18 protein-coding genes are annotated in these 24,693 nt (G+C 58.9%); 9 read left to right on the forward strand and 9 right to left on the reverse strand.

What is annotated here, in order from left to right:
• Positions 1-5: 5 nt before the first annotated feature.
• From DIT72_RS15195 to DIT72_RS15220, 6 genes are read right to left on the reverse strand one after another with little or no spacing between them, the layout of a single operon-like run.
• Complete coding sequence (locus tag DIT72_RS15195; protein ID WP_135956097.1) at positions 6-1,757, reverse strand: BatD family protein; 1,752 nt, start codon at positions 1,755-1,757, stop codon at positions 6-8.
• Complete coding sequence (locus DIT72_RS15200; RefSeq protein WP_135956098.1) at positions 1,751-3,538, reverse strand: VWA domain-containing protein; 1,788 nt, start codon at positions 3,536-3,538, stop codon at positions 1,751-1,753. Before DIT72_RS15200 ends, DIT72_RS15195 begins: the two co-directional genes overlap by 7 nt.
• The gene (locus tag DIT72_RS15205; protein ID WP_135956099.1) at positions 3,531-4,553 is read right to left on the reverse strand and encodes a vWA domain-containing protein; all 1,023 of its coding nucleotides are present in this window, start codon (positions 4,551-4,553) and stop codon (positions 3,531-3,533) included. The genes DIT72_RS15200 and DIT72_RS15205 overlap by 8 nt, the downstream gene beginning before the upstream one ends.
• Positions 4,547-5,017, reverse strand: coding sequence for a DUF4381 domain-containing protein (locus DIT72_RS15210; protein ID WP_135956100.1), 471 nt, complete (start codon positions 5,015-5,017; stop codon positions 4,547-4,549). Before DIT72_RS15210 ends, DIT72_RS15205 begins: the two co-directional genes overlap by 7 nt.
• 18 nt (positions 5,018-5,035) lie before the next feature.
• Positions 5,036-5,980, reverse strand: coding sequence for a DUF58 domain-containing protein (locus DIT72_RS15215; RefSeq protein ID WP_135956101.1), 945 nt, complete (start codon positions 5,978-5,980; stop codon positions 5,036-5,038).
• A gap of 11 nt (positions 5,981-5,991) precedes the next feature.
• Positions 5,992-6,954 carry an AAA family ATPase gene (locus DIT72_RS15220; RefSeq protein WP_135956102.1) on the reverse strand — a complete coding sequence of 321 codons (963 nt, stop codon included), beginning with the start codon at positions 6,952-6,954 and terminating at the stop codon, positions 5,992-5,994.
• Positions 6,955-7,098: 144 nt separating this feature from the next.
• Here DIT72_RS15220 and DIT72_RS15225 point away from each other — a divergent pair, with 144 nt between their 5' ends.
• From DIT72_RS15225 to DIT72_RS15240, 4 genes are all read left to right on the forward strand, one after another.
• Positions 7,099-11,985 carry an NAD-glutamate dehydrogenase gene (locus DIT72_RS15225; protein ID WP_135956103.1) on the forward strand — a complete coding sequence of 1,629 codons (4,887 nt, stop codon included), beginning with the start codon at positions 7,099-7,101 and terminating at the stop codon, positions 11,983-11,985.
• Positions 11,986-12,050: 65 nt separating this feature from the next.
• Entirely contained in the window at positions 12,051-12,728 is a 678-nt protein-coding gene (gene can, locus DIT72_RS15230; RefSeq protein ID WP_135956104.1) for a carbonate dehydratase, read from the forward strand.
• A 22-nt stretch (positions 12,729-12,750) separates the two neighbouring features.
• Positions 12,751-13,797: a methyltransferase gene (locus tag DIT72_RS15235; protein ID WP_135956105.1), complete on the forward strand. Its 1,047-nt coding sequence runs from the start codon at positions 12,751-12,753 to the stop codon at positions 13,795-13,797.
• Positions 13,798-13,989: 192 nt separating this feature from the next.
• Positions 13,990-15,135: a class I SAM-dependent methyltransferase gene (locus DIT72_RS15240; RefSeq protein ID WP_135956106.1), complete on the forward strand. Its 1,146-nt coding sequence runs from the start codon at positions 13,990-13,992 to the stop codon at positions 15,133-15,135.
• Here DIT72_RS15240 and DIT72_RS15245 read toward each other — a convergent pair.
• Positions 15,114-15,728: a riboflavin synthase subunit alpha gene (locus tag DIT72_RS15245; protein ID WP_135956107.1), complete on the reverse strand. Its 615-nt coding sequence runs from the start codon at positions 15,726-15,728 to the stop codon at positions 15,114-15,116. The genes DIT72_RS15240 and DIT72_RS15245 overlap by 22 nt on opposite strands.
• Positions 15,729-15,930: 202 nt before the next feature.
• Here DIT72_RS15245 and DIT72_RS15250 point away from each other — a divergent pair, with 202 nt between their 5' ends.
• From DIT72_RS15250 to DIT72_RS15270, 5 genes are read left to right on the forward strand one after another with little or no spacing between them, the layout of a single operon-like run.
• Complete coding sequence (locus DIT72_RS15250; RefSeq protein ID WP_135956108.1) at positions 15,931-16,722, forward strand: hypothetical protein; 792 nt, start codon at positions 15,931-15,933, stop codon at positions 16,720-16,722.
• A 60-nt stretch (positions 16,723-16,782) separates the two neighbouring features.
• Positions 16,783-17,457, forward strand: coding sequence for a TetR/AcrR family transcriptional regulator (locus DIT72_RS15255; protein WP_135956109.1), 675 nt, complete (start codon positions 16,783-16,785; stop codon positions 17,455-17,457).
• 55 nt (positions 17,458-17,512) lie between these two features.
• Positions 17,513-18,004, forward strand: coding sequence for a L,D-transpeptidase (locus tag DIT72_RS15260; protein WP_135956110.1), 492 nt, complete (start codon positions 17,513-17,515; stop codon positions 18,002-18,004).
• Positions 18,005-18,038: 34 nt separating this feature from the next.
• Complete coding sequence (locus DIT72_RS15265) at positions 18,039-19,268, forward strand: mechanosensitive ion channel family protein (RefSeq protein ID WP_135956111.1); 1,230 nt, start codon at positions 18,039-18,041, stop codon at positions 19,266-19,268.
• A 2-nt stretch (positions 19,269-19,270) separates the two neighbouring features.
• Positions 19,271-20,053 carry an S-methyl-5'-thioinosine phosphorylase gene (locus tag DIT72_RS15270; RefSeq protein ID WP_135956112.1) on the forward strand — a complete coding sequence of 261 codons (783 nt, stop codon included), beginning with the start codon at positions 19,271-19,273 and terminating at the stop codon, positions 20,051-20,053.
• Here the strand turns inward: DIT72_RS15270 and DIT72_RS15275 are convergent.
• Together DIT72_RS15275 and mfd are read right to left on the reverse strand one after the other, a co-directional pair.
• Positions 20,034-20,969 (reverse strand): CsiV family protein, encoded by a 936-nt coding sequence (locus DIT72_RS15275; RefSeq protein ID WP_135956113.1) that lies wholly within the window; start codon positions 20,967-20,969, stop codon positions 20,034-20,036. The two genes, DIT72_RS15270 and DIT72_RS15275, sit on opposite strands and share 20 nt — an antisense overlap.
• Positions 20,970-20,995: 26 nt before the next feature.
• Entirely contained in the window at positions 20,996-24,502 is a 3,507-nt protein-coding gene (gene mfd / locus DIT72_RS15280) for a transcription-repair coupling factor (protein ID WP_135956114.1), read from the reverse strand.
• Positions 24,503-24,693 lie beyond the last annotated feature (191 nt).

Genomic DNA, 24,693 nt, shown 5'->3' on the forward strand with positions numbered 1-24,693 from the left:
CTGGCTCAGCTTCCGCTGGTTCTCAGTTGGTCGGGGTAGAGTGGTGGTAAGTGTTCTTCTGCCGGTTCTGAACCGGCGGCGCCACGAATCCGGATCAGTGTTGCCACCAGGCGGTCCCCGTTCCAGGGTATGGATGCTTGCTGTTCCGGCGTTCCGAACAATCGTTGTTGCAGCGCTTCAATGCAGGCTGCCAGCTCCTTGTCCTGCAGAAACCGGTTAACATCCACCACGCTGTGGAAGGTGTTTTCGGGATATCTTGCCGCCATCCAACGCACCAGCAAGTCGGTGGTCTTCGCTTCACCCTTTTGTGCTGCTTCACACAGTTCTCTGAACAGGGCCTTTTCACGGAAGTCTCCGGGATCGCGGACCACCGGCTTGGGCTCCGACCTGCGTCGGGATAGCCACCAGGCTGCGAGAGTTACCAGCCAGGCTCCCAGAAATGCCAGCGTAGCCAGTGGCCAGAAACCGGCGTCCGCATTCCCTGCGGTTGCATTGTCAGCATCTTTTCCTCCATCTTCGGCAGCAACGTCTGTGTCGACGGATGAGTCTGCTGGCAATGCTTCAATCTGGCCTGGAATGGCTTCGATTGTCAGGGGCCGGGCGGGGATGGCCGCAACTTGCTCGGTGTCACTCTCAGTGTCCCACCAGGGGATCCGGATTTCCGGCAGTATCAGCTTCCCTGGCTGGACTGGTACCAGTGCGGTTGTCTGTGTCAGCTGAGATGACAGTCCTTCACTGCCTGGCGTTGTTGTGCGCTCTGGTTTCTCGGGATAGCCACGAATGCCATCGGGCAGCTCTTCGGACAACGGCGGCAGGGTCTCCGAGGGCAGGCCCTCGGCTTGCAGTTTCAGGGTTCGGGTAAGGTTCTGGCCTGCAGACACTGTCCGGTTCTCTGGCAACCCGGATTCATTCAGTTCCAGGTTACGTGCGGGCAGCCAGGTGCTGCCGCTGAAATCCGCTGGTACGCCCTTGACCGGCACGTCGAAGAGGGTGGCAGTGTCCCGGAGGAGTTTCAAGGTACCATCATTGGCACGGGCCTGCCCCTCGAACTGGATGGGCCGCAGGCTGAGTTGTCCCTCTTTTTGGGGGAAAAGGGCATATCGGCGCTCCACCACTCGATAGCGTACGCCGTCCCGGTAGCGGGTGTATTCGTTCTGCTTGCCCAGCGACTCAATGATGGCGTGGGGATGCTCCGGCTCTGACAACTCGCCGCGAATCAGGTTGCCAGTGAAAAACAGCCTGATGGTAAGGACGAGCTGTTCCTGCACGTAGACCTCGTCCTTGTCGGCTGCCAATTCGATAAAACTGTCACGTGAGACGTCGGCCTCCAACTCTGGTGGTGTGCCGTCGATAACATTGATTGTGACCGGATCGGATTCCGAATCGCGGAATCTGAGTGACGGAATCGTCAGCTTCCCGGTGGTTTTGGGAGCCAACTGATAGGTCCAGGTGATTTCGCCGAGCATGTCGTTATTGATGGTACGGATGGAATACTGCTGGTTGCGGGCCAGGATTTCAAAATCCTCTTCCACCTTCTCAATATCCGGCTTTGGCAGGCTGGACATGTCGAAATCGAACAGATTGCCGAGGTTGATGTCAATCCTGGTGCTGCCGGTTACCGTCAGGGTAAGCACCTCGCCCTGGTAAAGACGGGTCCTGTCCGGTTCGACAGTCAGATCGTTTGCAGCCATGGCCTGGCCGACCATGGCCATCAGCAGTGATATCAGAATTAACGGATAGGTCAGCCGGCTTACCATGGTGTGTCGCCCTCGTCAGATGGTGTTTCCCGTTCCTGATACTGTTGCAGGAATTTTCTACGCAGCAGGCCGCCGGGATTGTCCGGGACACGCCTGAGCCATTGTTCCTGGCCCTGGCTCAGTGGGGAGGTCTCCAGCTCTGCCGGCGACGGGGACTCCTGGCTGTCGCCCTCAGTTCCCTCGGCGCGGCGCTGGTCTTCCTGCCCCTGGGAGGGTTGCTGCTCCTCATTGTCGCTGTCGCCATCCGGCTCACCTTGTTGTTGCTGGTTGTCCTGCTGGTCGCCGGCCTGATCGGACGAGTCGCCCTGCTGGTTCGGGCTGTCCGGGCCTCCCTGGTCATTCTGCTGATTATCCTGTTGTTGCTGGTCGCCGCCCTGGTCGGAAGATTCGTCCCCTTCATCGTCGGACTGGTTTTGCTGTTGTTGCTCCAACAGCTGCTTCACCAGGTCGTGATTGAATCGGGCGTCCTCGTTATCCGGATTTTTTTCCAGCGCCTTTTCATAAGCCTCCAGTGCCTGTTCGAGCTCACCAGCCCGTGCCAGGGCATTGCCACGATTGTATTCTGCCGAGGGAATTTCGGCCCGGGAAAAGGCTTTTGCAGCGCTCTCGTAGTCGCCTTCCCGGTAGAGGGCGCTGCCACGCCAGGCGGGATCATCCAGTATCTCTGCCGCGCGCCCGGGATCCTGTTCAATCAGCTCCGGCGCCCGCTGATCCTGCCGCGACCAGAGGCTGTCCCAGTCCAGTGCCATGGCCGGGCGGGGCGTCAGTGGCAGGATCGCAAACAGCATGATAATCATGGCGCCCCGCCGCCAGCCAATAAGTGCCAGAGGCGCTGCCAGCCACAGTAACCAGTAGCCGTCGTCCTGCCAGCGATTGACGGTCAGGTCCTGAGCGCTGGCCTGCCAGTCTGCAGAGTCGATGGGGCGCAGTTCCAGGGCCCGGATATCGTCATCAGTGAGGGTCAGCTCATGGCTGTTGCCGCCGTTTCTCTCTGCCAGACTTTCCATGGCGTCAGGGTTGGCACGGGTAATGACGATGTCGCCGTTGTCTCTGATGAATCCGTGGCGCGCCAGTGGTATCGGTCCGCCCTCAGCAGTACCGACAGTGAGGGTGCTCAGGGCAAAGCGGCTTCCCGCCAGTCGGTCACTGATGCGCTCGCGATAGCGTTCGCCAACGTCGTCTGCAATCAGCAGCAGGCGTCCGCTGCCGGGCGCTCCCTGTTCCAGCAGTTCAAGACCCCGCTGGACGCCCAGATCGGCGCGGTTTCCCGTAGCCGGCATGATGACGGGTTCGAGCACATCCAGCATGCCCTCGATGGTATTACGGTCATCCGTCAGCGGCGTTACCACGTGGGCATCTGCCGCATAAACCACCAGAGCCGTCAGAGCGCCCTCACGGGCCTTGAGGATATCGCGAATCTTGCGCTTGGCCCTGGTCAGCCGGTCCGGCTCGACATCGGTTGCCAGCATGGACAGGGACAGGTCCAGCACGACCACCAGGCTGTCGTTCTGCTGTTGCAAGGGCGTTGGTGCCTGTCGCCAGGCCGGCCCTGCAAGCGCAATTGCCAGCACGACGACAGCTGCTGTCGCCGGTAATAGCGGGGATTTACGGCGAGCCCCGGCGGCACCCGACTGGCTGATCATCGGGCGCAGCAAATTTGCCGGAATGATTCTGCTCCAGCCACTGTCGCTCTGGTGAAAGCGCCTTAAAAGCAGTGGCAAGAACAGAGCCGCCAGTAACAACAGTAGCCAAAGTGGGCGGAGGAAGTGAAAGTCAGCCATTACCTGCCTCCTTCACGGGGGTCATGGATCCTCGCCTGAGCCGGGCCAGCCTGAGGGCCTGCATCAATACCCACGTCAGGGCTGCAAGGCCCGCTGGCCAGACATAAAGTTCGGTCACCGGCCGATAGTGCTTGCCCTCCAGCTCAATGGGTTCCAACTGGTTGATGCTCTCATAGATCCGTTCCAGCTCGGAGAGGCTGCGGGCACGGAAATATTCACCGCCAGTCTGCTGGGCAACCCGTTTCAGCAGGCCCTCGTCCAGATCCCGGGAGGGGTTGACCCGGCGAGAGCCCAGCAGTCCGCGCTGCACCATGGACTCGGCACCAATGCCGATGGTGTAGATGCGCACGCCTGCGGCTTTGGCAATCTCGGCAGCCTTGTCCGGGGCAATTTCTCCTGCCGTGTTGGCGCCATCGGTCAGCAGTATGACAACCCGCTGTTCCTGGGGCCGGTCCCGAAGACGCTTGACCGCCAGGCCCAGGGCATCGCCAATTGCGGTGGCACGCCCTGCCATGCCGATGCCTGCCTCGTCCAGTAAGGTCTGCACCGTGGCCCGGTCAAATGTAAGGGGTGCCTGGATATAGGGCTCGGTACCGAACAGCAGAAGCCCGAGCCGGTCACCTTCACGGCGCTGGATAAAGTCATCCAGTACCCGCTTGACCGCCTGCAATCGGTTAATGCTGCGGCCCTGGATTACCATGTCCGGCTCATCCATGGAGGGAGAGATGTCCACGGCCAGCAGCAGGTCGCGACCGCTGACGGGCATCTGTACCTGCTCTCCTACATGTTGCGGCCGGGCCAGTGCTACCACCAGCAGAAACCAGATCAGCAGCAACACCAGCTGTTGCCAGAGGGGAACCCGGCTGCCAGTGCGACTGACGCCGGGTAAATCGGACAACCAGTGGCCGACAGGAAATACCGGCGCCTCCACTGCCTGGGCACTGCGTCGGCGCAGCCGCAGAAGTAACGGCAGAAGGGCCAGAACCAGGACCCAGGGGTAGGCAAGGCTCAGCATTTCTGGCCTCCCAGCCACACTCGGGCGAAGGCGATGGCGTCCTCCGGTTTACATCCGGGGATCGGTTGCCAGGCGCTATTGACCATGGTCTCGACCACGGGCCTGGATGCCACCCGGTCTTTCGGGCTGGTTTCCAGGAGGAATTGAATCCACGGCTCACCAGACAGGGACTCCGGCACCCGTTCCGGGTAGCGTATTCGAGCTGACCGCTTTAGCAGCTGATTCAAATCGGCGAACCATTGATTGTCTGTTGAAGGATTTTGTGCCAGCTCCTGCAGTTCCTTCCTGGCGGGACCCAGCCAGCGGTTTCTGCGGTGTTTCCGCCTGAGGTAGACAAAAGCCAGTACCGTCAGGGCTATGCCAATGGCCAGCAGAATCCACCAGCCCGGTGCGGGAGGCCAGAAGCCACCCGGCTGTGGCAGGTGTATGTCTCTGAGCTGGCTCAGTGGATCCTGTTCCATCATGGGCTTGAAGCGGTCCTGTTATCCGATGTGGCCACGAGGGCCGAGCAGTGACTGGAGTGCCAGCGCCGGCTCATCGCTGGTCATGACGCTGGCCGGCTGTACGCCGGCCATGCGGAAGCATTCCGCGAGTGCTTCGGTGTGTTGTTGTACCTTTTCAGCATACGCCTTCTGAAACCGGGGGTTGCTGCTGTCAAACCACACCGGCCCGTCGTTGCCGGCGATGGCAAAGCGACCGCTGTCGGGCAGTTTAAGCTCCAGCGGATCAACGACTCTGAGTGCGCTGACGGTGTTATGGCGTGCCAGGGAACCCAGTAGCCTTGAAGTGTCGCCGGTAATGTTGAGGAAATCACTGACCACGAAAATCCGGCTTCCGGTGTGGGCGACCCGGCGTGCTTCCTGGAGCGCGGTATCCAGGTCCGCCGCTGTCTCTGTGGCTGAGTGCAGGTCTCCGGCGCCACGGGATACCCTCTGTTGCCGTGCGATGGTATCAAGAAACCGCAGCACCGATTTCTTGCGGCGCGCGGGACGTTGTACGGTCAATTCCCTGCCATTGAATACAATGCCTCCCACCTGATCCCCGGACCAGAGCGCCAGCCACGCCAGGATGCCTGCCAGCTGGGCACAGCGAACCTGCTTGTAGGCACCGGTACTGGCAAAGAACAGTGACGGGCCAAGATCACATAACAGCAGTACCGGCCGCTCGCGCTCCTCCTCATAGAGCTTGGTATGGGGCGATTGCCGCCGGGCGGTAACCCGCCAGTCGATACTGCGTATATCGTCGCCCGGCTGGTATTGTCTCACCTCTGCAAAGGCCATGCCCCGCCCGCGACGGGGAGAGCGTTGCAGGCCGGCCTGGCGCGACCTGACCGGCCGTGCGGATGGCAACTTCAATGCACGGGCGTCCGCCTGCAGCCGGATCAGGCCGGGCAGGGAGATGTGTGTGGCTGGATCGGCTGCAGTCATAGTCACGGTGTTCAGGCGGTCACCGGCACACGGTCGATCAGTCGCTGGATGATGGCATCGGCGGTCAGGCCCTCGGCTTCCGCTTCGAATGTCAGCAGAATGCGGTGCCTGAGGACATCGAAGGCGATGCTGCGGACATCGTCAGGACTGACGTAATCGCGCCCTTCGAGCCAGGCCATGGCGCGGCTACAACGATCCAGTGCAATGGTGCCGCGGGGGCTTGCGCCAAAGGCTGTCCAGCGTGCGAGCTCCGGGTCCAGGGTGACCGGGTCCCTGGTTGCCAGCACCAACGCCAGCAGATACTGTTCGACAGGCTCCGACATGTAGATGTCGGAAACGGCATTCCGGGCCTCAAAAACCTGCTCTGCCGTCAGCCGGACTTCCGCGGCAACCTGCCCCCGCCGGTAGTCGTTTCTGGCCAGGTGCAGAATGGCTTTCTCCGCTTCAGCGGAAGGGTAATCGATGACCACATGCATCAGGAACCGGTCAAGCTGGGCTTCGGGGAGCGGATAGGTACCTTCCTGCTCGATGGGGTTCTGGGTGGCCATCACCATGAACAGGCGGTCCAGCGGAAAGGTGCGCATGCCGACGCTGACCTGGCGTTCTCCCATGGCCTCCAGCAGTGCTGACTGAACCTTGGCCGGCGCGCGGTTGATCTCATCGGCCAGCACCAGGTTATGGAAGATCGGCCCGTGCTGGAATTCGAACTGGCCGGTTTCTGCCCGGTAGATCTCACTGCCGGTTACATCTGAGGGGAGCAGGTCCGGAGTGAACTGGATGCGGTGAAAATCACCCTCAAGATGATCGGCCAGAGCCTTGATCGCGGTTGTTTTGGCCAGGCCGGGAGCGCCTTCCACCAACAGGTGACCGTCGGCGAGCAGTGCAATCAGCAAACGGTCCACCAGCTTTTCCTGGCCGATAATCCGTTTTGCCAGCTGGGATCGGAGCTCACCGAACGTATGCTGTAATGCCATGGGAAATATCTACTCCTGGTGCAGGTACGGTTAGCGTAAGTAGTTGCCGCAGTTTTCGCATCTGCGGCGCAAAAATCAAGGCTTTGACTATGCTTATGTGACAGTACATCGATTACGTTTATTTCATACTCACAGAGGTCGACTATGAATGCGCTGACAATCGCCAGCAAGGAACAGTTTTTTCAGCAGCTGGACGAAGCTTTCGCCGAAAAAATGGCAAAACCCGAAGCGAAGAAAATCAGTGAATTCGCCAAACAGCATTATGCCCACCTTCCTCTTGAAGAGCTCGTGAGCCGCCGGTTTTCTGATACTTACGGAGCCGTAATGGCCGCCTGGAAGTTTCTCCAGAAACGCACGGCCGACGAAACTCCCGTATCGGTGTTCAACCCCGAACTGGAAACTGACGGCTGGCAGTCGACCCACTCCGTCATTTTCGTTCTTCACCCGAACATGCCTTTCCTGATCGATTCCCTGCGGATAGCGATCAACCAGCGTGAGATCGGCACCCACTCCATCCAGCATTCGGTACTCCAGGTGGAACGCGACGCCGAGGGCAGGCTGAAGAAACTGCACCCCCCCAAGAAAAAGGTCGCGGAAGGTAATCACGAGGCATTCATTGTTCTGGAGATCGACCGCCACAGCAATCCGGAGGATCTCAGGTCGCTGGAAGAGGTGTTTCAGACCATTCTTCATGAAGTCCGGATTGCGGTCGGCGATTTTCCGGTTGTAACCGAAAAAGTTAATGAAATCAGCCGGGAGCTTGATAATACCACCGCCGGCATCGACGAAGAGCAAAAAGAAGAGGCCAAGGCGTTCCTGGAATGGCTGGTTCGGGATCATTTTACCTTCCTTGGCTACGACGAATACGATTTCGTCAAGGACAAGAACGGGCTGGTGGTCCGCCGGGTCGAGAATTCGGAACTGGGTATTCTGCGCGTCAATAATGAGCGCCCGGACAAAGTGCGGCTGAACGAATTACCGCAACGTACACGGCATGAGATGACCCGCACCGACGATATTTTCATTTTTGCCAAGTCTGCCCAGCGTTCACGGGTTCATCGGCCGGCCTATCCGGACTACATTGCGGTCAAGAAGTTCAACAGCAAGGGTGAAGTGGTCGGCGAATGCCGCTTTCTGGGCCTGTATACGGCCCGTGTGTACAACGAGCGTCCGGATGAGATTCCCTTGCTGCGGCGCAAGGTCCAGACCGTAATGAGACGATCGGGCTTCCTGCGCGCCGATTACGCGGGCAAGGAACTGGATCAGATTCTCACTGTGTATCCCCGGGATGAACTGTTCCAGATTGAGGCCGATGAGTTGCTTTCGGTCGCCAAGAGCATTCTGTATATCCAGGAACGTCGACGCATCGAATTGTTCATGCGTGAAGATGTGTACGGCGAGTTTGTAACCTGCCTGTCGTTTTTTCCACGGGATATCTACAACACCGAACTGCGTCTGAAAGTCGAGCAGGTATTGCAGGACATGCTGGATGCCAAGGACATCGAGTTTGTCACTCATTTTTCAGAATCTGTGCTGGCCAGGGTGCAGTTCACGGTCCGTGTGCCCCAGGTGGAAAACCGTCAGCTTCCGATTTCTGAAATTCGCGAGAAGGTGATTGAGCTTGCCCAGTCCTGGCGCGATGGCCTGCTGGAAGCACTCAATGAGGCGTATGGCGAAGAGCAGGGCAACGAGATGTTCCGGCTTTATTCCGCCGGCTTTCCTGGCAGCTACAGGGACATGTTTTCACCACGTCGTGCGGCCATAGACCTGGAGCACATTGTCGGGGCGGCCAGGGAAAAGCACCTCACCATGAGCTTTTACCGGGCGCTTGAGGAAGACGAAAGCACGCTGCACTTCAAGCTTTTCTATCCGGATGAGCCTATACCGCTGTCGGACGTGATGCCGATTTTTGACAATCTCGGATTCCGGGTTATTGGCGAGCACCCATTCGAAGTCAGCGATCGTCGCGGCAAGTCGGTCTGGATCCACGATTTCACATTGTACTCCCAGAGCGGAAAGGTGGTGGATATTCACCGCATTCGCCCCATCTTTGAGGATCTGTTCCGTCGCGTCTGGTATGGCGATGCCGAAAACGATGCCTTTAACCGGTTGCTGCTGTCCTCCTACATGAGCTGGCGGGAAATTGCCCTGCTTCGCACTTATGCGCGTTACATGCGCCAGATCCGCTTCTCCAACAGCCAGACCTTCATATCCAACACCCTCGTCAACCATGTAGACCTGACACGCCAGTTGCTTGAGTTCTTCGAGGTCCGGTTCAACCCCGCCCGTTACCAGAGTGCCGGTAAGAGCGCCGCTGCGCAGCAGAAGCTGGAAATTGAATTCAACGCCGGTCTCGACAGTGTCGAAAACCTCAGTGAGGACCGGGTGCTGAGACTGTTTCTGGAATTGATGCAGGCCACCCTGCGCACCAACTACTACCAGCCGGATACGGATGGCCGCACGAAGTCCTATATCAGCGTAAAGTTCGATCCGTCAGAGATTCCGGACGTGCCCTTGCCCCTGCCCATGTTCGAGATTTTTGTCTACTCGCCGCGGGTTGAAGGTGTGCACCTGCGTGGTGGCAAAGTGGCTCGCGGGGGCCTGCGCTGGTCCGACCGCTTCGAGGACTACCGCACCGAGATCCTGGGGCTGGTCAAGGCACAGCAGGTCAAGAATGCGGTGATCGTGCCGGTGGGGGCGAAGGGTGGTTTCGTGGCCAAGCGCCTGCCCGACATATCGGACCGGGAGGCATTCCAGGCCGAGGGTATCGAGGCCTACAAGACCTTCATTCGGGGCCTGCTGGATATTACCGATAACCTTGTGAACGGTGGCATACATCCGCCAGAGTCTGTTGTGCGTCATGACGACGACGACCACTACCTGGTGGTCGCTGCAGACAAGGGCACGGCGACCTTCTCCGACATAGCCAACGGCCTTGCTGCGGAATACGGTTTCTGGATGGGGGATGCGTTTGCCTCTGGCGGCAGTAACGGCTATGACCACAAGAAAATGGGCATTACTGCCCGTGGAGCCTGGGTCTCAGTGGAACGGCATTTCAGGGAGATGGGCATTAACCCGGCGCTGGACGAATTTACCGCGATCGGCATCGGTGATATGGCTGGTGATGTGTTCGGTAATGGTCTGCTGTCGTCAGAGAAGACGAAGCTGGTTGCTGCATTCAACCACATCCACATTTTCATTGACCCGACCCCGGACGCAGCCAGGAGTTACAAGGAGCGCAAGCGTCTGTTCGAGCTGCCGCGTTCCTCCTGGACCGATTACGACACCAGCCTGATTTCCAGCGGTGGCGGTGTATTCAGCCGCAGTGCAAAGTCGATTCCGGTCAGCCCGGAAATGAAAAAACTGCTGGGCATCAAGTCTGATCGTGTGCCCCCCAATATGCTGATCACCCATATTCTCAAATCCCAGGCGGATCTGCTCTGGATTGGTGGCATTGGCACCTACGTCAAAGCGCGTGACGAGTCCCATGCCGATGTGGGCGACAAGGCCAATGACGGGTTGCGTATCAATGGTTCCGAGCTCCGCTGCAAGATCGTGGGCGAGGGCGGTAACCTGGGTATGACCCAGTTGGGGCGGATTGAATTCGCGCTGAAAGGCGGCCGGCTGAATACCGACTTCATTGACAACTCCGGTGGGGTGGACTGCTCGGACCACGAAGTGAACATGAAAATCCTGCTGAACCAAGTGGTTGCCATGGGTGATCTTACCGACAAGCAGCGCAACATCATGCTGGAGGAGATGACCGATGACGTTGCTGCGCTGGTTCTGAAAAACAATTACCGGCAGACCCAGGCCATCAGTATTGCCAGTGTGGGCGCCGCTACCCGGCTGGAAGAATATCGCCGCCTGATGAACTCGATGGAAAGTGAAGGCAAACTCAATCGCAGCCTGGAGTTCCTGCCGGATGACGAAACGCTAACGGAGAGGAAGCTGGACAAGAAAGGGCTGACGCGCCCCGAGCTGTCGGTGCTGATTTCCTACGTCAAGGGTGACCTGAAACAGACTCTTATTGCCAGTAGTTTGCCCGATGAACCCTTGCTGGCCGGGGAAATGTACAAGGTGTTTCCCCAGGATCTGACCCGCAAGTTCTCCCGGGAACTGGGCGAACACCAGTTGCGGCGGGAGATCATCGCTACCCAGATTGCCAATGATATGGTCAATCACATGGGGATCACCTTTGTCGAGAGGCTGAAGCAGTCTACCGGCGCCGATGCGGCCTCTATCGCGCTGGCGTGGATTATTGCCCGTGATGTGTTCCGCCTGGACACTTGGTGGGACAAGATTGAATGCCTGGATTACTTCATCGCGGCGGACCTGCAAATAGAGCTGATGGGTGACCTGATGCGACTGATTCGTCGCGCGGTTCGCTGGCTGCTGCGCAATCGCCGGGCCGAGCTCAGTATCCAGAGCCATATGGAGCGGTTTGCCGACAGCGTGTGGAAGATCACGGCGGACCTGCCGGATTATCTGGGAGACCAGGCCCGGGCAGACTGGAAAAAGCGGCATGATGAGCTGGTGGAAGCAGGGGTGCCACAGGATCTCGCTTCTGTGGTGTCCGGCACCAGCTATCTGTACTCGGCGCTGGGTATTATAGAGGCGAGAGAAGCGACGGGGATGCCCTTGAAGACCGTCGCCAATCTCTACTATGACCTTGGCGACAGGCTGGATCTGAACTGGTTCGCCAACGCCATCGCTGCCCTGGTGCCCGCTTCTCACTGGCAGGCTCTGGCGCGGGAGAGCTTCCGTGAGGACCTGGACTGGCAACAGCGGGCCCTGACTACCGGCGTCCTCAAACTGGCTGGCACGCCGGCGGATGTGAACATCTGTGTCGAGAACTGGATGCAGCGGCACGACGCCATGATCAGCCGCTGGAAGTCCATGCTGACCGAGCTCAAGAGCGTCAGGGAGCCGGAATATGCGATGTTTTCGGTGGCACTGCGGGAGCTGCTGGACCTGGCCCAGACCACCATGCATCAGCAGCATGATGACGCTTTGGCTCCGACCATTTGAGTCTTGCTTTATGGCGTTGATTGCCGTTCAATTCCGTCACCGTTGATTTGCAGACAGGAGGTTTGATGGGGTTGCTCGATAAACTGCTGGATAAAAACAGAGCGTGGGCCGACAGCATTAAAAGTCAGGACCCGGATTTTTTTACCCGGCTTTCCAATCAGCAGGCCCCGGAATATCTCTGGATCGGGTGTGCAGACAGCCGCGTGCCGGCCAACCAGATCGTGGATCTGATGCCCGGGGAGCTGTTTGTGCACCGTAACGTCGCAAACGTAGTCGTGCACACGGATTTTAACTGTCTTTCGGTACTCCAGTTCGCTATTGATGTACTGAAGGTAAAGCACATTCTGGTGGTAGGCCACTATGGCTGCGGCGGGGTGAAGGCAGCGCTGCACAATGAAGGCTTTGGTCTGATATCGAACTGGCTGAGGCACGTTCAGGACGTTCGCGACAAGCACCAGCATGTACTTGACGGGTTGGCATCGGACCAGGACCGCATCGACCGGCTATGCGAGCTTAACGTGGTCGAGCAGGTTGGGCATGTCTGTCAGAACAACATTGTCCAGGAAGCCTGGCGCAGGGCGCAGCCGCTGACTGTTCACGGTTTCGTTTATGACGTGGCCGACGGTATTCTGCGGGACATGGGGCTTTCCATCGGCTCTGAAGGGGAACGCGAAAGCACCAGGCAGAACAGCGTTGATGAGCTGGTGCTAAGGCCTGTGCGCTCGGGGCGTCAGAAAAAATGACACCACCCGGAACGGTCCCATAATGCCTGCGCTGCCCAACTCCCACGAAGCACTGCTGAAAAACCACGAATACCTGCACGGCCGTCTGGCGGTGCTCGGCCCTTCGGACATTTCGCTGATTCCCGCCCTGGGGCAATCCGGCCTGGTGCTGGCGGAGCATTATGGTCTCTGGCAGCGACTGAACAGCATTGAGGGCTGGAGGACCGCATTCGGCTATGACGACCCTGTTCTGGCGCCAGCCTGCGCCGATACGGTTGTGGTATTCCTTCCCAAGGCAAGGGCCGAACTGGCTCTGCGGCTGGAACTGGCGCGCTGGCTGGCAGAAAAAGGTGCCCGCCTGATCCTGGTGGGAGAGAAGAAAGAAGGCATCGCCGGTGCCGTGAAACAGCTCAGGACCCTGGCGCCCCAGGCAATCAAGGTAGACAGCGCCCGACACTGCCAGGTCTGGCTGGCAGACAATCTGCAGCCAGCGGAAGCATTTGATGTACGCCAATGGCTGGAGTGGCACCCGGTTGAGTGTGCGGGTGTCCGCCTCGACGTCGCCGCGTTACCCGGAATTTTCAGTGCAGGTGAGCTGGATGCCGGTACCGCCATGCTGCTCGGCTCCCTTGCGGATTTACCCGTGAACCAGGGGGTAGTGCTGGATTTCGCCTGTGGTGCCGGTGTAATCGGCGCCTGGCTGCAGCTTTATCAGCGATCCCGGGGGCAGTCGGGCACTCGGGTCGATGGCGTGGATGTTCAGTCCCAGGCGGTCATCTGCGCCCGTTCAACCTATGAGCGTGCCGCCGCAACCGGCGATATCACTGCCTCCGATGGTCTGGACCGGGTTCATGGCAAATACACGACGGTATTGAGCAACCCCCCGTTTCACACCGGTATCCGGACCGATACATCAATGACCGAGCAGTTTCTGCGGCAGGTGGCAGAGCACCTGGAGCCGGGGGGTGAGCTGCGGCTGGTGGCTAACAGCTTCCTGCCCTATGCTGAGCTGATTCGCCGCTATGTGGGGCCAGTTCGAGCCATCGCCAGCGATAGGCGCTTTACTGTCTGGTCTGCCCGCCGCCAATGAGCTTTTGGTCAGCACCTGGCTGAAATCGCGGTAGATTTTCGGGACGAAAAAAAGCCCCTGGGGTGAGGGGCAAAAAGGTTGGCTTCCAAAAAAGTGGAGCAACCTGAAATCGTTCTGGCAGAGTAGGGTTAATTTCTAGAATAATCAGCCTAGAATGTCCGCTGTTTCAAAAATGAAATGCGGAAGCGTGAAATGACAAGTGATGTACTGGAAGTAAGCGGTGTTTCTCTGCCTTTAAAGCGCCCCGCTGGAGGGCCGGGGTTGCGGGCCTGGGATGCGGCAGACGAACAACTGCTGCAACAGGCCATGGCCCGGTTTTCGCCGCAATCCCGGTGTCGCGTGCTTATTGTCGACGACCAGTTTGGTGCGCTGACGCTCGGGCTTGCGCCCTTTGCCCCGGTGTCTTTCGCAGACAGCCACTCACTCGCCCTGGCTCTGGAGACAAACGCGCCCGGCGGCCAAGAGATTGCGGCGCCAACCAGCTGGCTGGCACCACCGGAAGGTCCGTTCGATCTGGTGGTCATGCGTATTCCCCGGCAGGTGGATTATCTGAGCTGTCTGCTGCGGTGGGTGAATGGCGTGCTGGCCCCTGACGGTACGCTCATCGCCGGGGGCATGATCAAGCATCTGCCGGACAGCAGTGCCAGCGTCTTCGCGGACCTTGTGCATACCCGGGAAGTCTGCCCGGCGCGCAAGAAGGCGAGGGTGATTGTTGCTGCTCCCGGAGACCAGACACTGAGAAACTGGACCGATTTCTGGAAGGGATATCCACTGCCACAATCAGAGCATGAAGTCAGTGCCATGCCGGCGGTGTTCGCCAGGGAAAAGCTGGATATCGGCACGCGGCTGCTGTTGCCATTGGTCAAACGGGAAGCTGGTGGTCTGGGCACTGGGGCCAGGGTGCTGGATCTGGCCTGTGGCAATGGTGTGCTGGGCCTGGCGGCGTTGACGGAAAATCCGGAGCTGGCCGTGACATTTTCAGATGTTTCCAGCCAGGCGGTGGTCAGTGCCCGTGACAACGTACTGAATGCGCTTCCCGAGGCCGATGTGGTTTTTCACCACAGTGATGGTATTCCCGAAGATACTGGCCAGTTCCAGCTGATTTTGCTGAATCCGCCATTCCATGAGGGCGGCGTGGTCGGGGATCACATCGCCATGCGGCTGTTGCGGCAGGTCGCCCGCCACCTGGCTCCGGGCGGGCGAATGCTGATGGTGGGAAATCGCCATCTGGGATATCACCGTAGCCTGAAACGCTTCTTTTCAATGGTCCGGCAACTGGATGCGGACCGCAGGTTCGTGGTGTTCGAAGCCGGTAATCAGGTGGCCGGCCGGTCGTAGCCCATTCGGGCCAGGGTATCGACGATGGTCTGGGTCTGGCTGTCGATCTCGATATTGACGCGGTCGCCGACCGATACATCCCCAAAGGTGGTGGCGCGCAGGGTTTCCGGAATCAGGTACACATTGAACCGGTTATCCCGGACCTCGCCGATGGTGAGGCTGCAGCCATTGATGGCAATGTAGCCCTTGGGAAAGAGGTATCTGGCCCAGGATTCGGGCACTTCGAATTCCAGGGTGCAGTTGTTCTCCGGGCGCTCAATTGCCACGATGTCTGCGGTTGTGTGAATGTGGCCAGACAGCAGATGGCCGCCAATCTCGTCGCCGATTCTGGCGGCTCTTTCGAAGTTTATCCGGTCACCGGGCCTGAGTTCTCCCAGAGTGGTGGCACGCAGTGTCTCCTGCATGGCATCAAAGTAAAGCAGATTGCCTTGCTGTCTGGTCACGGTCAGGCAGGCACCGTCAATGGCAACGGATGCCCCGATGGTAACGCCGTGCACCTGCTCTTCGGGAAAACGGATTGCGAAGCTGCTGAGCCCCGGTTCGGCGGTTAGCCTGTCAATGGTGGCAACACCCTGAACAATACCTGTAAACATTCCTGCCCCCTCTAACGACGTTTGTGGCCGCTTCCGGCTACACTGGAGCAGGCAAGCATAGCGATAGCATGGAGCCATGCCAAGCGGTGTGGCAGGGTAAAGATCACCGAATCCGACTCAAGGATACGCTGGCGCGGTCGATAGACGGAAAGGGCGGCACAGTTTTCAGGTTGTTGGCCTGGCAATGAACGGGTAAATCGTGATGGCAGAGAACGAAAGCACAGTCCGTCAGAGTATCAATCCGGAGGCGCCCCTGTTGAGGAAAGGGCGTCCTGCCGATCCGCAGCCGTCTGCGCCCCCAGTGCAGGCCGCTCCGACCGCTGCCAGCGATGAGCCGGAAGGCGCTGAAAAGACCCTGGCAGAATCCCGTCAGCGCAAGCTGAGACTGATGCTGCGGCAGTGCGACCGAGTGTTGCTGCTGGATTTCGACCTGCTGGCGCTGCCGGACTGGCCCGACAACTACACACTCTCCGCGGCACGCAGGAACCGGGATCTCTGGTTGTTCAGCGCGCTGCTGGCGGCAATTGTCTTCCTCAGCGGAATGACCGGTTTTGTACCCGCCTGGATTGCAGGCGGCGGATTTGGCGCGTTTGTTATTATCCTGCTCATGGGTGTGCCGACAGTCCGGCGTCTGTATACTTCGCGGCCCTCTTACATGGATCTGATCATTCGGCGCCGCCGCTTGCTGCGAGACGCACGAAAGCATATTGGACACCTGGAAGGGAAAGAAGGTCTGGTGTGGCAGTGTGCCCGCATGGCCGAGTTCAACCCGGCGCTCAAGGCAATGCGTTTCAGTGAACTCCTGGCGCTGTCCGAGCGGCGTGTACTGGCAAGAAATGTGACCCGCAGGGAACATGTCCGCCTCTATCTCGTTTATCTCCTTGAGGCTGAAAAAGCGTATTCCCGGGCCCAGCAGGCTTTTTTCGAGGGTCACCAACAGGCGATCGACGAGGGCTGGGATGCCGTGGCGTCCCAGTCGTTGCCGAGAACTTGACAAGATTGCCGGTCAAACGTATGTTTCAAACAGACGTTTGCTAGAGGCACTGATAATAATATGGCTCAGTCTGATACGGTTGACCGGATTCTTGATGCAGCGGAAGAACTTTTCGCAGACCGGGGGTTTTCCGAAACCTCGCTGCGGATGATCACCAGTAAGGCTAAGGTAAATCTGGCTGCTGTCAATTATCATTTTGGCTCCAAGAATGCGCTGATTCATGCGGTGTTCGCCCGCTTTCTTACACCCTTTTCGGCGACACTCGAGAATGCCTTCGATGACCTTGAGGCGCGCTGTGAAGGCGAGCCGCCCACGCTGAACCAGACTCTCTGGGCGCTGACCGAAAGCGCTGTGCGTATGCCCCAGCGTAACGAGAAGGGTATCTCCATATTCATGCGTCTGCTTGGTCTGGCCTATACCCAGTCCCAGGGGCATCTGCGCAAGTTTCTCGAGCAGGAATACAGCCAGCCATTCAGTCGTTTCATGCGTTTGCTGAAGGAAGCCACACCACAGTTGTCTTCGGTGGACCGCTACTGGCGAATCCAGTTCATGCTGGGTGCTACTGCGTTCACCATGTCCAGTAGCGATGCCCTGAGGGATATCCTGCAGAACAAGCTGGGCGTGGAAACCACGGTGCAGGAAATTGCGGCACGGCTGGTGCCATTCCTCGCCGCCGGAATGCAGGCCGAGGATGCCATGCTGGTACCTCCTGCCCATAAAAGCTCGGTTGCCTGAATTGTACGCTGTCGGTTAGGCTTCTGCTCTGACCCATCCGCCGGGAGCGTAACCAGTGCCCGAAAAGACACCCGGGATTGAAATCGATCTGGCCACACAGACACTGACATTGTTTGCGGACGACGCCTTCTCTTCCATTACCTATCCGGTTTCCACGGCACTCAATGGTCCCGGTGAGCGCCAGAGCAGTGGCTGCACACCCAGGGGAAGCCATTATGTGCGGGCCATGGTTGGTGCCGGTGTTCCCGCGAACACGGTTTTTGTAGCCCGCAGGCCAACCGGAGAAGTGTATTCGACAGAACTTGCGCGGCAATTTCCGGAGCGGGACTGGATCCTGTCCCGAATCCTCTGGCTGTGTGGCCTGGAATCCGGTAAAAACCGTGGCCCCGGGGTCGATAGTTTTCGTCGCTTCATATACATTCACGGCACGCCGGATACCGAGCCCATGGGCATTCCGCGTTCCCATGGCTGTATCCGTATGCGGAACACGGACGTGATTGATTTGTACAATCGGGTGAGGCCGGGCATGCCGGTTTTGATTCGCTGAACCCGTCCCTGAACCGAAAGAGCCGAGAGAATCGATGATCGAAGAAACTCCGTCCATAGTGACTAACTGGATTCAGGACTGGAATCTGCTGTCAGAGAGCTGGCGGGTCGGGATTGTGGTGTTTGCCCTGGTATCTGGAACTGCGGTAGTGGCCTTCATCGCCAGTTTCGTTGTGGGGGTCATTGAGCGGCATTTCAAGAAATCCGACAACTTCTGGGACGATGCACTGCTGCATGCCGGCAGGAAGCCGGTAGTTGCCTTTGTCTGGCTGCAGGGGGTCTACTGGGCTGCGGAGGTGGCCCACCGTTACTCGGATGCCGAGATATTTTCCGTCAACGACACACTGTTACAGATTGGTTTTGTCTGGTTGCTGGTGTGGACCTTGCTGAGGTTTATCAAGCAGGGGGAGGAAATACTGACCTCGCCCCTCAAAATGAAAAAGCCGATGGACTACACCACGGTCAATGCGGTGAGCAAGCTTTCCCGGGCCGTGGTGATTATCACCGCCGTGCTGATTGCCCTCCAGTCGCTGGGGTACAGTATTTCCGGTGTGCTGGCCTTTGGTGGCGTTGGTGGCATTGCTGTCGGTTTTGCAGCGAAGGATCTGCTGGCCAACTTTTTCGGCGGGTTTATTATCCACCTGGACCGGCCGTTCAAGGTGGGTGACTGGGTCCGTTCGCCAGACCGTAATATCGAAGGCACCGTTGAGCACATCGGCTGGCGCCTGACCACTGTTCGCACATTCGACAAGCGTCCCCTTTATGTACCCAACGCGGTCTTCACCACGATATCGGTGGAGAACCCGTCCAGAATGTTTAACCGCCGTATTTCGGAAACCATCGGAATCCGCTACGCGGATGTCAGCGGCATGGCGCAGATCGTTGCGGAAATCCGCAACATGCTGGAGCAGCATGAGGATATCGATCACGATCAGACACTGATTGTCAATTTTCTGGCTTTCAATGCCTCGTCCCTGGATATCATGGTTTACACCTTCACCAAGACCATTGAGTGGGTCCGGTTTCATGAGGTCAAGCAGGATGTACTGCTGAAGATCAGTGACATCATCGAGGGTCATGGTGCCGAGGTTGCGTTCCCGACGCGTACACTGCACCTGCCGGATGGCGTGCGCCTGGCCAACGATCAGGCGCTCAGGGACAGCGAAACATCCAGTGCCGAGCCCGGCAGCAGTCGTGCGCCGGTAGCTGGCAGTAAAGGCTCCAGTGAAACCCAGGGCGACAGCGCCGAGGCAACGGGAAATTGATCATGAATCCACCAGTAAACAATCCGCCGGTCGGTATTATCGGTGGCACCGGACTTACAACCCTGTCAGGCCTTCAGATAACGGCGGAACGGCCGGTGGACACGCCATGGGGAAAGCCATCGTCGGTGCTGGTTGAGGGGCTTCTCGGGGATCAGGCGGTGGTGTTTGTGTCCCGTCATGGCAACCCCCACCGCATTCCGCCACACCAGGTCAACTACCGGGCCAACCTGCAGGCACTCTATGATGCGGGCGTTCGCACCGTGGTGGGGGTGAATGCCGTGGGCGGCATTCATCCGGACATGGGGCCGGCGCACATAGTGATCCCTGATCAGATCATTGATTACACCTGGGGCCGGGCGAGTACCTTCTTCGAGGGCGAACTGGATGAAACCACCCATATCGATTTCACCTGGCCCTACACAGAGAAAGCCCGTGAATTGCTGATTGCCGGGGCCCGGGATCTGGATCTGCCGTTTTCCGGTTCTGGTGTCTACGGGGCGACTCAGGGGCCAAGGCTGGAAACGGCGGCTGAGATATCGCGGCTGGAGCGTGACGGGTGTGATCTGGTAGGGATGACCGGGATGCCAGAGGCTGCCCTGGCGGCAGAGCTGAAGATGAACTACGTCTGTCTGGCGCTGGTGGTGAACCACGCTGCCGGCAAATCGGACCACGTTATTACCATGGCAGAAATCGAGGCCGCTATCGACCAGGGGATGTCTGGTGTCAAGCGGATTCTCGAAGTCTCAATGAGCGGCCTGGGCGCCCTTACTCCTCAATTTTCTTGAAGAATACCAGAACGCCAATGGTGGGGGAGTCGAGGAAGTGAACCTCCTCGCTACGCATGCGGCGGGTCTCGCGAATCCAGGTCACCAGCTCCGCCCGCGGCCGGTTCACGTCCGAAGTCGGCGCCTGACCCGGCTGGTCAACGGTTTCGGTAACATTCTCAACCGGAACCTCTTCCTTGTCCCCGGTGCTACTCTCTGCGCCATCTTCACCGCCTTCAGCGTTGCCATCGTCGGAAGGCTGGGCAATGTCGAGGTCGTCAGCGCCCACATCGGCCGGCTTTTCTTCGGCGGGCATTGGCTGCCAGTGATTGAGGTGCACGTCTACATGCAGGTAGCGCTGCCGGTCAATGGTGATATGGCCTTCTACATCACGGTGCCCGGCCTCGGCCAGCCAGTCTCCAATGGCGACTCGCAGTGGCTCACCCTCGAAATCGGGCGGAAAGGACTGGTACCACCCGGTTGCCAGGAGAATGCGGAACCGGCCGCTGTTCTCCAGCCGGTTGGCGGCTGAGTTGAGATGAAGCTCTCCCCGTGAAACCAGGTCGAGCGTGGTTTCAGATGTGCCGTTTTCGTCCACCACCCGCAGAATTTCGCTGATTTCCGGGTCGGGTGGCTCAGGGATGCGGCTGGCCATTTGTTCATTGATGTTGTCTGGTGCAATCCTGCGCTCCAGGATAACGAGTTCCGCACGATAGTAATCCTTGCGGGGGCCGTCCCGCTCAGTTGCCTGATCGCTGCTGCGTTGCTCTTCCCGGGTTTCTGCGGCTGCGGCCTGTTCTGACGGTTGCTCAGAAGCCTGCTGCGCCGACACCAGTTGTGACACGGCCAGGGCGGCCGCGAAAATGAGAATGGACTTTCCAGGCAATAGGTTACCGGTCGTTCGCAAGGGCTTTGCTCCAATGTTCCTGTTGTTCATCAGGGGCCTCTGGGCCGGGCGCATCATCAAACGAGTTGGCCCAGCATGTCGGAAATGCCCTCGAGTTTACCACTGGTTGAGGTGTCGTTCAGCCGGAAACGGAAACTGTTGGCGCCTTCGAGACGATACCGGTCCGGTGAGGCTTGCACTTTCTTGACCAGAACCAGGGGATCTACCGGGGTGGAACTGCCAAACTCCAGCCTTGCCCACTCCTTTCCGGCATCCACTTTTACGATTCCCAGAGCTTCAGCGCGGATTCTGAGTTCCGACTGACGGATCAGGTTCTTTGCCGGTTCAGGTAATAATCCGAAGCGGTCGATCATTTCGACCTGAAGTTCTTTTAATCCCTCCGTGTCGCTGACGCTGGCAATCCGTTTATACAGCATTAACCGGTTATGCACATCGGGCAGGTAGTCGTCCGGAATCAGGGCCGGTATCCGAAGATTCATCTCTGTGCCATGACTGAGCGGCAATTCAGCATTGGGGGTTCGCCCCTCGCGAATGGCCTGGACGGCCTCATCCAGCAATTGCATGTAGAGGGTAAAGCCAATACTTTCGATCTGGCCGCTCTGCTCCTCTCCCAGCAATTCCCCGGCGCCCCGTATTTCCAGATCATGGGTGGCGAGCATGAAACCGGCGCCCAGGTCCTGCGCCTCCGAGATGGCTTCCAGGCGCTTCCTGGCGTCCGCTGTGATCGACCTCGGCGGTGGGGTCAGCAGATAGGCATAAGCCTGGTGGTGGGAACGGCCGACACGGCCCCGCAGCTGGTGCAGCTGTGCAAGCCCGAATTTGTCCGCACGCTCGATAATAATGGTGTTGGCGCTGGGAATATCGATGCCGGTTTCAATAATGGTGGTACAGACCAGAACGTTGAAGCGCTTGTGGTAGAAGTCGGACATGATCTGCTCCAGATCACGCTCGCGCATCTGGCCGTGGGCTACACCCACCCGGGCCTCGGGAATCAGCCGCCGCAGGTCCTCGGCAGTTTTCTCGATAGTAGCAACGTCATTGTGGAGGAAGTATACCTGGCCGCCACGCAATACTTCCCGCAGGATGGCCTCCTTGACCATCGGCTCTTCCCGCTGGCGTACAAAGGTCTTTACGGACAGGCGCCGGGCCGGCGGGGTGGCAATGATCGACAGGTCCCGCAGATGGCCCATGGCCATGTTGAGGGTTCTGGGGATCGGCGTGGCCGTGAGGTTGAGCATGTCGACTTCTGCCCTTAGTGCTTTCAGGCGTTCCTTCTGCTGCACGCCGAAACGGTGCTCCTCATCAATGATGACCAGTCCCAGGTTTTTGAACCTGATATCACCCTGCAGCAGTTTGTGGGTGCCGATCACGATATCGGCCTTGCCGGCCTCTATAGCGCTCAGGGCCTTGGTGGTCTGGCTGCCGCTGCGGAAGCGGCTGAGCAGTTCCACATTGACGGCAGTATCCGAGAAGCGGTCGCGGAAGGATTCGTAATGTTGCTGTGCCAGCAGGGTCGTGGGCACCAGAACTGCCACCTGCTTGCCGGAATAGGTCGCCATGAACGCGGCGCGCATGGCCACCTCGGTCTTGCCGAAGCCGACATCACCGCAGACCAGGCGGTCCATGGGCTTTTCACTGACCATGTCCTCGAAAACCGCCTCGATGGCAGCCTGCTGATCCGGGGTTTCCTCGAACGGGAAGCCGGCAGCGAAAGCACGGTAGGCCTCCTGCGGGTCTTCAAAGGCAAAGCCCTTGCGGGCTTCCCGGCGCGCGTAGACGTCGAGCAGCTCGGCTGCAGTATCGCGGATTTTTTCCAGGGCCTTCTGTTTGGCATTACTCCACCGCTCTGTTCCAAGTTTGTGCAACGGAGCGTGATCGGTGTCAGAGCCGGTGTAGCGGGAAATCAGGTGCAGGCTGGATACCGGTACGTAGAGCTTGGAGCCGCCGGCGTATTCCAGCATCAGGAATTCGCTTGCTTCGCCTTCGACGGTAATGGTTTCCAGGCCCTGATAGCGGCCAACCCCGTGGTCAATGTGGACCACCGGCGCTCCGATGCGCAGCTCGGACAGATCCCGGTAGCCGGCATCGTCGGCTTCGGTGGGCTTCTCCCGCCGGCGGCGTTGCAGCACCCGCTCGCCGAACAGGGCTGTTTCTGTAATCAGGGCAATGTGATGCTCCGGCAGCAACAGGCCATACTCCATCGGAGCAACGGTGATACCAAGAGTGACTTCGGGGTCGCCAACAAAGGCCTGCCAGCTGTCCACCGTAGACAGTTGCAGCCCGTGGTCGGCGAGGTTTTCTATCAATGCCTCGCGCCGGCCGGATGACTCCGCACAGATCAGAATGCGGCCGTGGAAGTCATTGATGAATCGCTTGAGCCGGCCGGCGGGGTCGGCTGCGCGGCCATCCATGGCTATGTTAGGCAATACCCCCGTGGGGCGGTTGCTGCCACCGGCGGCATCGGTGGTGTCAGTGGTGAGTGTTACCCTCGGGAAACGTTTGAGTTGGCCAAACAGTTCGTCCTTCTGCAGGAACAGTTGCGCCGGTGGCAGGATCGGGCGCATTCGGTCATGGCGCCGCTCCTCGTAGCGGGCGCGGGTATCGGCGTCGAAATGTTCTGCCGATTCGTTGAGACCCGATGCCGTGAAGACCAGTGTCTCGCCCGGCAGATAGTCAAACAGGGTTGCTGTCTGCTCGAAGAACAGCGGCAGGTAGTATTCAATGCCGGGAGGCGTTATGCCATGACTGACATCCTGATAGATCGGCGCGTCCTTGTCAGCGTGTGGGAATTGCTCGAACCAGCGATTGCGGAATCCGGAGCGGGCCTCCTTGTGCCAGGGGAATTCATTGGCCGGCAGCAGTTCGATTTTCCCGATCCGGTCAATGGAGCGTTGCGTTTCCGGATCAAACGTACGTAGTGTTTCTATTTCGTCATCGAACAGGTCGATTCGATAGGGGCGGGTGGCACCCATCGGGAAAATATCGAGGATGGCGCCGCGCACTGCGTATTCGCCATGTTCATAGACATTGTCGGCATGTCGATAGCCGGCGGATTCCAGTTGCATGCGCCAGTTGTCGATGTCCAGCGACTGGCCGACCTCCAGGAGCAGGGTGTTGCCCTGCAGATAACTCACCGGCGGCAGCCGGTGCATCAGCGTGCGGGCCGGTACCACCAGCACGCCGTGGCTGGTGCCGGGCAGGCGATGCAGCGCCCGGATTCGGCGTGAGGTGATATCCTGATGTGGTGAAAACAGGTCGTAGGGCAGTGTTTCCCAATCCGGCAGTGACAGCAGCTCAAGGCCATCAGGTGTCACGGCCGGCTGGTCTTCATCTGTGGGCAGGCCAAGGTAAAAGCGCATGGACTGCTCGAGACGGATGGCTTCTTCAGTGCTGCGTGTGACCACCAGAGTCAGGCCATGATGGGCTTTCGCGCTCTCACAGATGGCGAGGGCGTCGCTGCTGCCATGCAGTTGCCCCCAGGTGCGATGATCCGCAGCCTTGGCCGGGGCGGCTGGCGCCACCAGCACGGGATGTCTGTCGGAATGGAAGGCACCTTGCGTCATGGGTCGGATCTTTCTCCTGGAATCGTGTGGAAATGGTGTAGAGGGCCGGGCAACTGCGAGGCCGCTATTCTACCGGCCAGACGTTGCTCTGTCATGGCAGCTGGCCTGGACAGCGGCACCGGGAATGACAGACTGCATTTGCTGTCTGAAGCATAACATTGGATAATGTGGGCCCACTTTTCCAGGTTCCA

The organism is Marinobacter orientalis (genome assembly GCF_004792665.1).
In the GTDB taxonomy this organism is placed as follows: Bacteria; Pseudomonadota; Gammaproteobacteria; order Pseudomonadales; family Oleiphilaceae; genus Marinobacter; species Marinobacter orientalis.

Bases quoted from the DNA above. Each gene is read 5' to 3' on its own strand.
- DIT72_RS15195 (WP_135956097.1), bottom strand. From the start codon at position 1,757: ATGGTAAGCCGGCTGACCTATCCGTTAATTCTGATATCACTGCTGATG.
- DIT72_RS15200 (WP_135956098.1), bottom strand. From the start codon at position 3,538: ATGGCTGACTTTCACTTCCTCCGCCCACTTTGGCTACTGTTGTTACTG.
- DIT72_RS15205 (WP_135956099.1), bottom strand. From the start codon at position 4,553: ATGCTGAGCCTTGCCTACCCCTGGGTCCTGGTTCTGGCCCTTCTGCCG.
- DIT72_RS15210 (WP_135956100.1), bottom strand. From the start codon at position 5,017: ATGATGGAACAGGATCCACTGAGCCAGCTCAGAGACATACACCTGCCA.
- DIT72_RS15215 (WP_135956101.1), bottom strand. From the start codon at position 5,980: ATGACTGCAGCCGATCCAGCCACACACATCTCCCTGCCCGGCCTGATC.
- DIT72_RS15220 (WP_135956102.1), bottom strand. From the start codon at position 6,954: ATGGCATTACAGCATACGTTCGGTGAGCTCCGATCCCAGCTGGCAAAA.
- DIT72_RS15225 (WP_135956103.1), top strand. From the start codon at position 7,099: ATGAATGCGCTGACAATCGCCAGCAAGGAACAGTTTTTTCAGCAGCTG.
- can (WP_135956104.1), top strand. From the start codon at position 12,051: ATGGGGTTGCTCGATAAACTGCTGGATAAAAACAGAGCGTGGGCCGAC.
- DIT72_RS15235 (WP_135956105.1), top strand. From the start codon at position 12,751: ATGCCTGCGCTGCCCAACTCCCACGAAGCACTGCTGAAAAACCACGAA.
- DIT72_RS15240 (WP_135956106.1), top strand. From the start codon at position 13,990: ATGACAAGTGATGTACTGGAAGTAAGCGGTGTTTCTCTGCCTTTAAAG.
- DIT72_RS15245 (WP_135956107.1), bottom strand. From the start codon at position 15,728: ATGTTTACAGGTATTGTTCAGGGTGTTGCCACCATTGACAGGCTAACC.
- DIT72_RS15250 (WP_135956108.1), top strand. From the start codon at position 15,931: ATGGCAGAGAACGAAAGCACAGTCCGTCAGAGTATCAATCCGGAGGCG.
- DIT72_RS15255 (WP_135956109.1), top strand. From the start codon at position 16,783: ATGGCTCAGTCTGATACGGTTGACCGGATTCTTGATGCAGCGGAAGAA.
- DIT72_RS15265 (WP_135956111.1), top strand. From the start codon at position 18,039: ATGATCGAAGAAACTCCGTCCATAGTGACTAACTGGATTCAGGACTGG.
- DIT72_RS15270 (WP_135956112.1), top strand. From the start codon at position 19,271: ATGAATCCACCAGTAAACAATCCGCCGGTCGGTATTATCGGTGGCACC.
- DIT72_RS15275 (WP_135956113.1), bottom strand. From the start codon at position 20,969: ATGAACAACAGGAACATTGGAGCAAAGCCCTTGCGAACGACCGGTAAC.
- mfd (WP_135956114.1), bottom strand. From the start codon at position 24,502: ATGACGCAAGGTGCCTTCCATTCCGACAGACATCCCGTGCTGGTGGCG.